The sequence below is a fragment of the Amycolatopsis sp. NPDC028719 genome (assembly GCF_055565395.1).
On the sequence record NZ_JBVHUL010000002.1, the window covers coordinates 191,195 to 204,308 of the forward strand.

The 13,114-nt window shown below is 72.6% G+C and carries 6 protein-coding genes; 2 read left to right on the forward strand and 4 right to left on the reverse strand.

Annotated elements, in window-relative coordinates; all coding sequences use genetic code 11:
- Positions 1 to 45: 45 nt before the first annotated feature.
- Both ACZ4TR_RS08795 and ACZ4TR_RS08800 read right to left on the reverse strand, forming a co-directional pair.
- The gene (locus ACZ4TR_RS08795) at positions 46 to 1,047 is read right to left on the reverse strand and encodes a LacI family DNA-binding transcriptional regulator (protein ID WP_465286477.1); all 1,002 of its coding nucleotides are present in this window, start codon (positions 1,045 to 1,047) and stop codon (positions 46 to 48) included.
- Positions 1,048 to 1,113: 66 nt separating this feature from the next.
- Entirely contained in the window at positions 1,114 to 2,019 is a 906-nt protein-coding gene (locus tag ACZ4TR_RS08800) for a glutaminase (protein ID WP_465286478.1), read from the reverse strand.
- Between the two features lie 163 nt (positions 2,020 to 2,182).
- Here ACZ4TR_RS08800 and ACZ4TR_RS08805 point away from each other — a divergent pair, with 163 nt between their 5' ends.
- The gene (locus ACZ4TR_RS08805; RefSeq protein WP_465286479.1) at positions 2,183 to 3,574 is read left to right on the forward strand and encodes an amino acid permease; all 1,392 of its coding nucleotides are present in this window, start codon (positions 2,183 to 2,185) and stop codon (positions 3,572 to 3,574) included.
- Between the two features lie 47 nt (positions 3,575 to 3,621).
- On the opposite strand, the gene ACZ4TR_RS08810 is transcribed toward ACZ4TR_RS08805, so the two are convergent.
- Both ACZ4TR_RS08810 and ACZ4TR_RS08815 read right to left on the reverse strand, forming a co-directional pair.
- The gene (locus tag ACZ4TR_RS08810) at positions 3,622 to 4,239 is read right to left on the reverse strand and encodes a helix-turn-helix transcriptional regulator (protein ID WP_465286480.1); all 618 of its coding nucleotides are present in this window, start codon (positions 4,237 to 4,239) and stop codon (positions 3,622 to 3,624) included.
- Positions 4,236 to 5,345 carry a threonine synthase gene (locus ACZ4TR_RS08815; RefSeq protein ID WP_465286481.1) on the reverse strand — a complete coding sequence of 370 codons (1,110 nt, stop codon included), beginning with the start codon at positions 5,343 to 5,345 and terminating at the stop codon, positions 4,236 to 4,238. Before ACZ4TR_RS08815 ends, ACZ4TR_RS08810 begins: the two co-directional genes overlap by 4 nt.
- Positions 5,346 to 6,147: 802 nt before the next feature.
- On the opposite strand from ACZ4TR_RS08815, the gene ACZ4TR_RS08820 reads away from it, so the two are divergent.
- Positions 6,148 to 13,092 carry an SDR family NAD(P)-dependent oxidoreductase gene (locus tag ACZ4TR_RS08820; RefSeq protein ID WP_465286482.1) on the forward strand — a complete coding sequence of 2,315 codons (6,945 nt, stop codon included), beginning with the start codon at positions 6,148 to 6,150 and terminating at the stop codon, positions 13,090 to 13,092.
- Positions 13,093 to 13,114: the final 22 nt, after the last annotated feature.

The window sequence follows — 13,114 nt, forward strand, 5'->3', positions numbered from 1 at the left end:
GGCCCGGCTGCAGTGTGCGGACCGCCGCGTCGGCGTGTCAAGGGATCAGGCGGATTCCCGCAGGTGGAGGCGGGCGCGGACGATCAGCTCACCGGGCTCGAGGGGCGTGGCCCCGGTCACGAGCCGCATCGTCTGCTCGACGGCCAGCGCGCCGAGCGCCCGGGTGTCGATGGCGACGCTGGAGAGCTCCGGGTCGACGAGGGTGCCGAGGGCCAGTCCGTCGAAGCCGATCACCGCGAGGTCGCCCGGGACGCGCAGGCCGAACCGGCGGGCTTCGCGCAGGGCGCCGATGGCGATGACGTCGTTGAAGGCGAACACGGCGGTGACGTCGGGGTGGGCGGCGAGCAGGGTCGCGAGCGCCGCGCCGCCGCCGTCGACGGTCTGGGCGGCCCGCGCGATCCACCCGGGCGCGACCGCGATGCCGTGCTCGGCGGCGGCCCGGACGAACCAGGTCTGCCGGACGCTGGGTTCGCGCCCGTCGTCGTCGAGCATCCCGATCCGCCGGTGGCCGCGCCCGACGAGGTGGGCGACGGCCTCCCGGACGCCGTCCTCGCCGTCGACCGAGATGCCGCTGAACCGCGGGGTGCGGGGATCGCGGCCGATCAGCACCGCGGGGATGCCGGGGGTGAAGCGGTCGAGGTCCTCTTCGGACCGGCTGAAGTAGCCGACCACGGCGTCGACCTGCGAGCCGATGACCCGGAGGGTGGCGAGCTCCTGCTCGGCGTCGCCGGCGGTGTCGTAGACGACGACGTGCCAGCCGCGCGACCGGGCGGCCGCCAGGGCCCCGGAGGCGACCTCGGTGAAGAAGGGGTTGAGCAGGTCCGGCACGACCAGGCCGATGGTGGTGGTGTCCGGCCGGACCAGGCCGCGGGCGAACCGGCTCGGCCGGTACCCGAGTTCCCGCGCGGCGTCGAGGACGCGCTGCTTGGTCGAGCCGTCGATCTCGGCCTTGTCGTTCAGGGCGCGCGACACGGTCTGCCGCGAGACCCCGGCCGAGCGGGCGACGTCGTGGATCGTCACCCGCCGGGGTTCCGTGCTCGAGGACACCGCCCACCTCCTGTCGGAGGTCGAGTATGCCCGCCCTCGGCCCCGGCGCTACCCGGGGCAGGCGCCTCAGAAGATCGACCAGCCGGTGAGCGTCGTGAAGCGGTCCAGCGCCGACACGCCCGCCACGGAGTTCCCGCGCGCGTCCAAACCCGGGCTCCACACGCACACCGCGCACCGGCCCGGGACCACCGCGACGATGCCGCCGCCGACGCCGCTCTTGCCCGGCAGGCCGACGCGGTAGGCGAACTCGCCCGCCGCGTCGTACGTGCCGCACGTCAGCATCACCGCGTTGATCCGCTTCGCCGCGGTCGGCTCGAGCAGCCGGGTGCCGTCGTTGCGGATGCCGTGGCGGGCCAGGAAGAGCGCCGACCGCGCGACGTCCGCGCAGCTCATCGCGATCGAGCACTGGCGGACGTACTGGTCGAGCACCGCCGGCACCGGGTGGCGCATGTTGCCGTAGGACGCCATGAAGTACGCGAGAGCGCGGTTGCGGTCGGCATGACCCGCCTCCGACGCGGCCACCTCGGGGTCGACGCCGATGTCCGGCCGGCCGCTCTCTTCGCGGAGGAACGTCAGCAGCGCGTCGACCGCGTCGCCGTGGCGGGCGAGTTCGTCGGTCACCACGAGCGCGCCCGCGTTGATGAACGGGTTGCGCGGGATGCCGTCCTCGTGTTCCAGCTGCACCAGTGAGTTGAACGGGTCGCCCGACGGCTCGCGCCCGACGCGCGCCCACACGCCGTCGCCGCGGGAGAGCACCAGCGCCAGCGTGAACACCTTGGACATGCTCTGCACCGAGAACGGCCGCTCGAAGTCGCCGACGCCGTGCAGCGCACCGTCCACTTCGGCCACTGCCATGCCGAACCGGCGCGGCTCGATCCGGGCCAGCGCGGGAATGTAGTCCGCGACGGCGCCGCGGCCGACCTCGGGCGCGACGTCATCGGCGATCCGGTCCAGCAGCGCCGCGAGGTCCACGGCCGTAGCGTAGAAGCCGCGTCCGGCCGGGCGCGCGGCACCCCTGTCGAATCGGTCCTGTCAAATCGAAACGGGGGGAAAGTCCGCGGTGATCTCCGGCACACCTTAAGTCTTCCTTAGCCCGCTTGGTGACCTGCCGCACACGCTTTAACGTCTGGCAACCATGGATTCCTCGCTGCTCACCGAAAAAGGTGAAAGCTACTCGAAAGCACTGGGCAACCGCCAAGTGCAGATGATCGCCATCGGCGGCGCGATCGGCGTCGGGCTGTTCCTCGGCGCCGGCGGCAAGCTCCACCAGGTCGGCCCGTCGCTGGTCCTCTCCTACGCGCTCTGCGGGGTGGCCGCCTACTTCGTGATGCGCGCGCTCGGCGAGCTCGTCCTGCACGAGCCGAGCTCCGGCAGCTTCGTCACCTACGCGCGGAAGTTCATCGGCCCGTGGGCCGGCTTCGCTTCGGGCTGGATGTACTGGGTGAACTGGGCGATGACCGGGATCGCGGAGATCACCGCGGTCGCGATCTACGTCCACAAGTGGCTGCCGGACGTCCCGCAGTGGATCACCGCGCTGGTCGCCCTCGGCGTGCTGCTCGCGGTGAACCTCTTGAGCGTCAAGCTGTTCGGTGAGCTGGAGTTCTGGTTCTCGGTCGTCAAGGTGCTGGCCATCGTCGTCTTCCTGGTCACCGCGCTCGGCCTGGTGTTCACCAGCGCCGACATCGGCGGCACGCCCGCCGGCGTGCACAACCTGACCGGCCACAGTGGATTCTTCCCGGCGGGCATCGGCATCGCGCTGATGACGCTGCAGGCGGTCATCTTCGCCTACTCGGCCATCGAGGTCGTCGGCATCGCGGCCGGCGAGACGAAGGACGCCCGCAAGGTGCTGCCGAAGGCGATCAACGGCGTCGTGTGGCGGATCGGCGTGTTCTACGTGGGCTCGGTGCTGATGCTGGCGATGCTGCTGCCGTGGCCCTTCTACAACGGCGACGAGAGCCCGTTCGTGACGGTGTTCAGCCGGCTCGGCATTCCGGGCATCGGTGACGTGATGAACGCGGTCGTGCTGACCGCGGCGCTGTCCAGCGTCAACTCCGGCCTCTACTCCACGGGCCGGATCCTGCGCTCACTGGCCGAGAAGGGGGAGGCGCCGTCGTTCGTCAGCCGGATGAGCAGCCGGCACGTGCCCTACGGCGGCATCCTGTTCACCTCGATCGCCTACCTGCTCGGCGTGGTGCTCAACTACCTGGTGCCCAAGGACGCGTTCGACATCGCCATCGCGATCGCCTCCCTCGGCGTGATCACGACCTGGGCGACGCTCGTCTTCTGCCAGATGCGCCTGCGCCAGGCCGCCCTGCGCGGCGAGCTGGAGCGCCCGTCGTACCGGATGCCGTGGGCGCCCTACTCGGGCTGGGCGACGCTGGCGTTCCTGGCCCTGGTGGTCGTGCTGATGGGCTTCTCGGACGGTGCCGAGAAGGTCGCGTTCTACTCGATCCCGGTGCTGGTCGTCGTCCTCGCGGTGGGCTGGCGCGTGCTCTCGAAGCGGCGAGAAAGCGCCCCGGTCGAGTAGCGGCCGGGTGGAACGGCCTCCCCGAACTCCCGGGGAGGCCGTTCGTCTCAGCGCAGGTAGTTGTAGACGCTGGCCCGCGAAATCCCGAGCAGGTCGGTCAGCGCCGGGACCGCGTTCTTCACCTCCAGGAACCCGCGCTCCTTCAACGTCCGCACCAGGTCCTTCTTCCCGGTGGCCGGCAGGCTGCGCGGAGTGTGGCCGCGCTCGGTCGCGTAGTCCTCGACCAGCGCGCGCAGCTCGTCGGCCGTGCGGGCGCGCAGCGACTCGGTCAGCGGCGCCGGTTCGTCGGCGCGGGCGAGCCGGGTGAGCGCGCGGGCGGCGGAGCCGAGCAGAGAGACGTCGAGGTTGAGGCACAGCGCCGCCACGTACTCACCGCTCGAATTGCGGAGGCCGATCGAGGTGCTCTTCGCGGGCCGGCCGTCGGGGAAGCGGTTCGGGTAGTTCTGCAGCACGTCCGGGAACCCGGGATCGGCGATCCGGGCCAGGCCCAGCTCGGTCGCCGGGTCGCCGACGGCGCGCCCGGACAGCCCGCCTTCGATCGCGCGGACGGCGTGGGCCGGGTCGCGCAGGTCGTGCAGCACGACCTCGCACAGCCCGGGGAACATCCGGGCGACGGCCTGCGCGATCTTCTCGGCCTCGCGCAGCAGGAGCTCGTCTTCGGTCATCCGAGCAGTTCCCGCAGCTTGTCGGGCGCCTTCAGCCCGGAGCCGGTGAGGACGACGACGGTGGTCTCGCCGGGCCGGATCGCCCCGCGCTCCCGAAAGATGTCGATCGCCGCGGCGGCGGTCGCGCTGGTCGGCTCCGCGTAGAGGCCGAGCGAGGCCAGCCGGCGGGCGGCCGCGGCGATGGCGTCTTCGGAGAGAGCGGCCGTGTCGCCACCGGATCGGCGAATGGCGGCGACGACCTCGCGAAGCCGGACCGGATGCCGGATGGCGGTTCCCTCGGCGACGGTGGGCGCGAACTCGGGGGGCCGCCGGTCGTGGACGGCTGCGTCGATGGGCGAGCAGTTGCGCGGCTGGGCGACCAGCAGGCGCGGCCGGCGGGTGATCGACCCGGCGGCCAGGAGCTCGCCGAACCCGAGGTCGCAGCCCAGCACGATGCTCCCGGCGCCGGCCACCGTGACCACGGCGTCCGGCGCGCGGAAGCCGAGGTCCTCCCAGAGTTCGTAGGCCAGCGTCTTGGTGCCCTGCAGGAAGAAGGGGTGCCAGTTGTGGCTGGCGTAGGTCGTGCCGGAGGAGCGGCGGACGGCCTCGGCGGCGGTGTCGTCACGCGTGCCGGGCACGAGCTCGACCTGCGCGCCGTACGCGCGGGCCTGCAGGACCTTCGCCGCCGATGTCCCTTCGGGAGCGAGGATGGTGGCCGCGATCCCAGCGGCCGCGCTGTAGGCCGCGACCGACGAGCCGCCGTTGCCGGAGCTGTCCTCCAGCAGTTCCTTGACCCCGGCGCCAGCCAGCGCGGAGATCATCACGCTGGACCCGCGGTCCTTGAAGCTGCCGGTCGGGCTGAACCACTCGAGCTTGAACCGGACGTCGCCGTCGCCCCACGGCCGGGGGACCAGCGGCGTGCAGCCTTCGCCGAGCGAGACCGGGCGCAGGTCACCGGGCAGGGCGGCGCGATACCGCCAGAGTGACCGGACGCCGGTGTCGACGTCGCCGGGAGCGAGCCCGGCCAGTGGGGCGACGGTCAGGGGCGCGCCGTCGTCGCCGCGCCATCGCAGCGGGTCACCCGGGTAGCGCGTGCCCGACCGCTCGTCGGCGTACCAGTACTCCACGACCACCTCCAGGATTGGACAGATAAGTCAACTATAGACGATATGTCCAAGGTTACCGACTGGTACGCGAAACGCTTTCAGCTTCTTCTAAGGAAAATCTGTCACCGGAGAGTGGAAAATTCTTGTCGACGTGCCGTGTCGTGCAAGAGTGGAGGTACCGATGGTGTCCGGCCGAATACCCGCAGTCGTCCTCGTCGCGGGCGGTCTCGCCCGGTGTGGGCGTTCCGGGTTCGGTGCGCGGTGGGTCGTGTGAGCACGAGAAACCCGGAACTCCCGGGAATCCACAGTGGATCCGTCGGTTCCGGCGGGTGAATCGGGCGGGTGCCGGACACTACTTTCGGCTGTGGGTAAAACTGCCGGGATAACCGCCGCCGCACAATACCGAATTCCGCGCGTTCCGCGTTGGGGGACGGTCCGGAAGTCGTGGCCGGTTTTGCCGCCACGGCGCTTTGCTGCGCGCGCGAAAAGGGGCGGGACCGCCGAACGGCGTGGTCCGGTGTGGTCAGTCACACTGCGTCCGCCGGGTGAGAACGCTTGCCCCATCTGGTGGTGTGTGCCAGGCGGGCCGCAGGTCCGGGCCGGTGCGGCCGGCGGGATCGCCGCGCCGGGCCTATCCGGTGCGTCTTCCCGGCGGGCGGAACGTGACGGCGACGTTAAATTCTTGCGTCTCACGGCTGGTCCATCCCGAATTTTATGAACCGGAACGACTAAATCGCGGTGGGTTGTTGACGGCAGCGGTGCGAACCCGCTTAAGTACTCCCCGTTGTCGTCCATCACCCTTTCGTGCGTCGCGGGAGTACCCATGCGTGTCTCGAAAGCCGACCGTGGATCGGCTGACCTGATCGTCGCCGTGTCCCCTGTGCGGTGGCCGTCGGCGCGCGGAGTCGCAGCCGCCGTGCGCGGGGGCGGGCTCGGCGTCCTCGACCTCACCGGGGGAGCCGCCTCCGACGAGCTCGCGCTGCTGGGCGAGTGGAACGTCCCGGCTTACGGCGTCCGGCTGACCGGGCCGGTCGCCGACCTGCCCGAAGCCGCGACGACCGTCCTGCTGACCGAGGATTCTCCGTGCACTGCGGCAGACTTCCCCGGCCGCCGGGTGCTGGCGGAGGTCACCAGCCGGGCGTCGGCGGCGCGGGCCGTCGCCGCCGGTGCCCACGGCCTGATCGCCCGCGGGCATGAATGCGGCGGCCGCACGGGGGAGCTGAGCACGTTCGTGCTGCTCCAGGCCCTGCTCGCCGACCAGACCCTCGACGTCCCGGTGTGGGCCGCGGGCGGGATCGGCCCGCACACCGCGGCCGCCGCCGTCGCGGGCGGCGCGGCCGGCGTGGTCGTCGACACCCAGCTCGCCCTGCTGCCGGAGGCCGAACTGCCCTCGGCGCCCACCCGCGCGCTCACCGGGCTGGACGGTTCCGAAACGACGGTCGCCGACGGCGTCCGCCGCCTGGCCAGGCACGGGTTCGAGCCGGTCGAGGCCGGCCAAGACGTCTTCCTCGCCACCCGCTTCCGCGACCGGTGGGGCACGGTGACGGCGGCCGTGCGCGGCCTGGCCGACGCGATCGGTGACGCTCTGCGCGCCGAAATCCCGGTGCTGGGGCCCGGCAGCGCGGGCAGCCGCGCGCTCGGCACGGCGCTGCCGATCGCGCAGGGACCGATGACCCGGGTCAGCGACCAGCCCGCGTTCGCCGCCGAAGTCGCCGCGGCCGGCGCGCTGCCGTTCATCGCGCTGGCCCTGTCCGGCCGCGAGCAGACCCGCAACGTGCTGGAACGGACCCGCGAAGCCGTCGGCGACGCGCCCTGGGGCGTCGGTGTCCTCGGGTTCGCCGCCGAAGACGTCAAGGCGGCGCAGCTCGAGGTGATCCGCGAGCTGCGGCCGACGCACGCGATCATCGCCGGCGGCCGGCCCGCGCAGGCTGCGGCGCTCGAGGACGCGGGCATCGCCACCTTCCTCCACGTGCCGTCGCCGGGACTGCTCAAGCAGTTCCTCGAAGCCGGCGCCCGCAAGTTCGTCTTCGAAGGCTCGGAGTGCGGCGGCCATGTCGGGCCCCGCACCAGTTTCCCGTTGTGGGAAGCGCAGCTCGGCGTCGTCACCGACTTCCTCGCGTCCACTCCGGACGCGGTCGCGGGCCTGCAGCTGCTGTTCGCGGGCGGGATCCACGACGAGCGGTCGGCCGCGATGGTGGCCGCGCTCGCCGCGCCGCTCGCCGCGCGCGGTGCCGCGATCGGCGTGCTGATGGGCACCGCCTACCTCTTCACGCGCGAGGCCGTCGACGCCGGCGCCGTGCTCCCGCTGTTCCAGCGGAGCCTGCTCGGTGCCGAGCACACCGACCTCCTCGAGACGGCGCCCGGTCACGCGACGCGGTGCGTCCGCAGCCCGTTCACCGAGGAGTACGCGGCGATCAAGGCCGGGCTCGCCGAGCAGGGCGTGCCGAGCCGCGACGCCTGGGAGCGGCTGGAACAGCTCAACGTCGGGCGGCTTCGCCTGGCCAGCAAGGGAATCGAGCGCGTCGGCGCCGAACTGCGCGACGTCGGCGAGGACCGGCAGCTCGCCGAAGGCATGTTCATGGCGGGCCAGGTCGCCGTGCTGCGCTCGGCCGTCACCACGATCGCCGACCTGCACCACGCGGTCGGGGAAGGCGCGAACGCCGTCCTGCGCGACCGGGCCGCCGCCTTCGGGATCGCGACGCCGGAACCCCCGGCGCCCGAGCCCCTGGAGATCGCCATCGTCGGGATGGCCTGCATGTTCCCGCAGGCGCCCGACCTGGCCACCTTCTGGGCGAACGTCCTGGCCGGCGCCGACGCCGTCACCGAGGTGCCGCCGCAGCGCTGGGACACCTCTCTGTACTACGACCCCGACGGCCAAGGCGAGAAGACGCCGTCGCGCTGGGGCGGGTTCCTGCCCGAAATCGGCTTCGACCCGCTGAAGTACGGCATCCCGCCGTCGTCGCTGGCCAGCATCGAACCGGTGCAGCTGCTGGCGCTGGAAGCGGCGCACCGCGCGCTCGTGGACGCCGGTTACGAAGACCGCGCGTTCGACCGGACCCGGACGTCGGTCGTGTTCGGCGCCGAGGCGGGCAGCGACCTGTCGAACGCGATGAGCCTGCGGACCGTGCTGCCGTCCTATGCGGGCGAACTGCCGTCCGAACTGGACGACCGGCTGCCGCGGATCACCGAGGACTCCTTCCCGGGCGTCCTGGCGAACGTCATCGCCGGGCGGATCGCCAACCGGCTCGACCTCGGCGGCGCCAACTACACCGTGGACGCCGCGTGCGCGTCGTCGCTGACCGCGGTCGACGTCGCCTGCAAGGAGCTGACGGCCGGCACGAGTGATCTGGTGTTGTGCGGGGGCGCGGACCTGCACAACGGCATCAACGACTACCTCCTGTTCGCCTCGGCGCACGCGCTCTCGCCGACCGGCCGCTCGGCTACGTTCGACAGCGCGGCCGACGGCATCGCGCTGGGCGAAGGTGTCGCCTGCGTCGCGCTGAAGCGGCTGGCCGACGCCGAACGGGACGGCGACCGCGTCTACGCCGTGATCAAGGGCGTCGGAGCGGCTTCCGACGGCCGGGCGCTGGGGTTGACCGCGCCCCGGCCCGAGGGGCAGCACACCGCGCTGGCCCGTGCCTACCGCAACGCCGGTGTCTCGCCCGCCCGGGTGGGGCTCGTCGAGGCGCACGGCACCGGGACCGTCGTCGGCGACCGGACCGAGCTGGGCACCCTGACCAAGGTGTTCACCGAGGCCGGCGCCGCGCCGGGCGGGTGCACGATCGGCTCGGTGAAGTCCCAGATCGGGCACACCAAGTGCGCCGCGGGCCTGGCCGGGCTGATCAAGACCGCGCTGGCCCTGCACACCGGCGTCAAACCGCCGACGCTGCACCTTTCGGCGCCGAACGAAGCGTGGGACGCGTCGACCAGCCCGTTCGTGTTCCAGACGGCGGCGCAGCCGTGGGCCGCGCCGGCGGCCGAGCGGATCGCCGGCGTCAGCGCGTTCGGCTTCGGCGGGACCAACTTCCACGTCGTGCTCGGTGCGCACGACAGCGTCCCGCCCGCTCTCTCCGCCGACGAGTGGCCGGCCGAGCTGTTCCTCTTCACGACGGACGTGGCTGTCCGCGACCTGCTTTCGCTGGCCTCGGACGTCCCGGCGGGGCGGCAGCCGTGGCGGCTGCGGGATCTCGCGCTTTCGGCGTCGCTGCGCGCGCAGGGCCGGCCGATCACGCTCGCGATCGTCGCGTCCACTGTGGACGAACTGAGTGGACTGCTGCGGCAGGCGCTCGCAGGCCAGGACGCGCCCGGCCTGTACCGGGCCGGGGACGGTGAGCCCGGCGAGGTCGCGGTGCTGTTCCCGGGCCAGGGCAGCCAGCGGCCGGGCATGTTCGCCGAGCTGTTCGTCGCCTTCCCGGAGCTGCAGCGGTACCTCCGCCTGGACCCGACGACCGCCGACGTCGTGTTCGGCCCGGCGGTGTTCGGCGAGCGGGCGCGGCAGGACCTGGCCGGCCGCGTCACCGACACCCGCGTCGCCCAGCCCGCGCTCGGGCTCGCGGGGCTGGCCGCGTTCCGCCTGCTGACCCGCGCGGGCGTGCGGCCGGCGATGCTCGGCGGGCACAGCTACGGCGAGCTGACGGCGCTGGCCGCGGCGGGCACCTTCACCCCCGAGGCGCTGCTGCACGCGAGCCATGCCCGCGCGGCGGCGATCCTCGATGCCATCCCGGCCGGCGACCCGGGTGCGATGGCCGCGGTCGCGGCTTCGGCGGCTGTGGTGGATTCGGTACTCGCCGGCTCCACTGTGGTCCTGGCCAACCACAACTCGCCGGAACAGACGGTGATCTCCGGCCCGACCGCCGACGTCGAGGCCGCGGTCGCGCAGCTGCGCGCGGCGGGGCTCGGCGCGAAGCGGATTCCGGTCGCGTGCGCGTTCCACAGCCCGTTGGTCGCCGCGGCGGGGGAGACGTTCGGACGGGCCCTCGACGCGATCGGCGTCGTGCGGCCCGCGGTGCCGGTCTACCGGAACCGGACCGCGGCGCCGTACCCGGCCTCGCCGGAGGAGATCCGCGGCGAGCTGGCCGCGCAGGTGGGGTCGCCGGTCCGGTTCGTCGAGCAGGTCGAGGCGATGTACGCGGCCGGGGCGCGGGTGTTCGTCGAGGCCGGGCCGGGTGTGGTCCTGGCCAGGCAGGTCGACGCGATCCTGGGTGACCGTCCGCACCGGACGGTCGGGTTCGAGCAGCCGGGCCGTCGTGGCCTGCCGGGCTTCCTCGGCGCGCTGGCGCAGCTGGCGGCGGCCGGGGTCCCGGTCGAGACGGGCTGGCTGTTCCGCGGCCGCGACGCGGTCGACGCGGCGACGGTCCCGCGGCCGAAGCGTCCCGGGTGGACGGTGGACGGTCACCTCCTCCGCACCGCGGACGGCACGATCCCGGCAGGTGCCCTCCGGCCGGCTTCGCGGGTTTCCCTCGGCTTGCCCGTTGCCGCGCCGGATTCCACGGCGGAGGCGATGGTCACCGACTTCCTGCGGACGAGCCGCGAGATGATCGCGGCCCAGCGTGACGTGTTGCTGAGCTTCCTCGGCAGCGAGGCACCTCCGGCTTTGGTGGTCCCGGAGCGCCCCAATGTGGCCTTGGTTGCGTCTGACGCACCGAAGGCCGCCTTGGGTGCGCTAGACGCACCGAAGGCCACATTGGGGCGCTCGGTGCTGGAGACCGTGGTCGAGGTCATCGGGGAGCGGACGGGTTATCCGGTGGAGATGATCGAGCCGGACCTGGATCTGGAAGCCGACCTGAGTGTGGACTCGATCAAGCGGGCGGAGATCGCGGGCGAGCTGGCTTCGCGGCTCGGGTTGGCCGGCGGTGACGTGGAGGAGTTCGCGAAGGCTCGCACGGCCGCGGCGATCGCCGGGTTGATCGGTGAGCAGCGCCCCAATGTGGCCTTGGGTGCGTCTGACGCACCGAAGGCCGCCTTGGGTGCGTTGGACGCACCGAAGGCCACCTTGGGGCGCTCGGTGCTGGAGACCGTGGTCGAGGTCATCGGGACCCGGACCGGTTATCCGGTGGAGATGATCGAGCCGGACCTCGATCTCGAAGCCGACCTGAGCATCGACTCGATCAAGCGCGCCGAGATCGCCGGCGAGCTGACGGTTCGCCTGGGCACCGGCGAAATCGAGGAACTCGCCAAAGCCCGCACGGCGGCCGGGATCGCCGAGTTGCTCGACGCCGGTTCCCCCGCGGTCGGCGCAAGCCTGATGGCGAACCTTCCGGGGGCAGAGCCGACGGCCGGTCTCTCCGCGAACGGCTCCGGCACGGAGTCAGCGGTCGGCCCGGTCGCCGCGAACGGCGGCGGACTGCCGCCGGTGGTGGGCAGGCCCACGGTGGATCTATCTGAGCCGCGGCCGGTGATCGTCGCGCCGAAGCGGTATCTCATGACCGAGTTCGACCTTCCGCCCGCCACCACGCCCGACATCGCCGGACGCCGGTTCCTCGTGCTCGGTGTCGGGCCGCGAGCCGAAGCCCTCCGCGCGGAACTGGCCGCCCACGGCGCCGAAGCCGAAGTCGGCGACGACGTCCGGCCCGGCTTCGACGGCTACCTTCACCTCCCCGAATGCGACTCCGTCCTGCCCGCCGCGTTCCCGATGTATCAGGCCGCCCTCGCCGAAAACCCCCGGTGGCTGCTCACCGCCGGACCCGCCGAAGGCCTCCGCGGCCTCTACCGCAGCGTCTCGCGCGAATACCCGGACACCCTCGCCCGGGTCGTCGAAGGGGCGCAACCAGCCGAGTTCGTCGCCGAGCTGTCCGCAGTGGACCGCGAACCGGTCGTGACCCGAGACGGCCAAGCGAGGCGCGGACTCCGACCACAGGCACACGACCTCGGCCTCCTCGGCAGCAGCGGCGCCGGCCCGGCCGGTGACGGCGCCGCCGAAGCCGCCGCGATCGGACTGGACCGCGACTCCGTCGTCCTGCTCGTCGGCGGCGCCAAGGGCATCACCGCCCGGTTCGCCGCCACCCTCGCCGGCGCGACCCGCTGCCGCCTCGAACTCCTCGGCCGGACGCCCGTCCCCGCCGGTGAGGACGACCACCCGCACGCGAAGGACGCCGGAGAACTGCGCACGGCACTCATCGCCGCCGGCCTGAAGAGCCCTGCCGAGATCGAGAAGACCGTCCGGCGCATCGAGAGCGAACGCGAAGTCCGGCACACCCTCCGGCAGCTCGAAGCCCTCGGCAGCCCGGTGCGCTACCAGTCCGTCGACATGCTCGACGCCGAAGCCGTGCACCGCGCGATCAAGGAGATCCACGCGGAATACGGCCGGCTCGACGGCATCGTCTACGCGGCCGGCGTGATCGAGGACAAGCTCGTCGCCGACAAGACGCCGGAGTCGTTCGCCCGCGTCTACGGCACCAAGGTGGACGGCGCCAGGACGCTCCTCGACGCGACCGCCGACCTGCCCGACGAGCCGAAGTTCGTGGTGCTCTTCGGCAGCATCGCCGCCACCCTCGGCAACCGCGGCCAGTCGGACTACGCCGCCGCCAACGACGCCCTCGAAACCCTCGGCCGGCGGTGGCCCGCGGGGCGCGCGGTGACCGTCCACTGGGGACCGTGGGCGCCGACCGGCGACCACGACGGCATGGTGAGCCCCGCGCTGATGCGCGACTACGCCCGTCGCGGCATCGGGCTGATCGATCCGGAAGAGGGCACTCTCGGCCTGCTGCGTGAGCTGGCCTGGGGCCGCCCGGACGTCTCCGCGGTCGTCCACACCGCCTCGGGGTGGTGACCGGGATGCGCGTGGCGATCGT

What these genes read in the sequence shown, in the direction of transcription:
- ACZ4TR_RS08805 (WP_465286479.1), top strand. Translation starts at nt 2,183, where the DNA reads ATGGATTCCTCGCTGCTCACCGAAAAAGGTGAAAGCTACTCGAAAGCA.
- ACZ4TR_RS08810 (WP_465286480.1), bottom strand. Translation starts at nt 4,239, where the DNA reads ATGACCGAAGACGAGCTCCTGCTGCGCGAGGCCGAGAAGATCGCGCAG.
- ACZ4TR_RS08820 (WP_465286482.1), top strand. Translation starts at nt 6,148, where the DNA reads ATGCGTGTCTCGAAAGCCGACCGTGGATCGGCTGACCTGATCGTCGCC.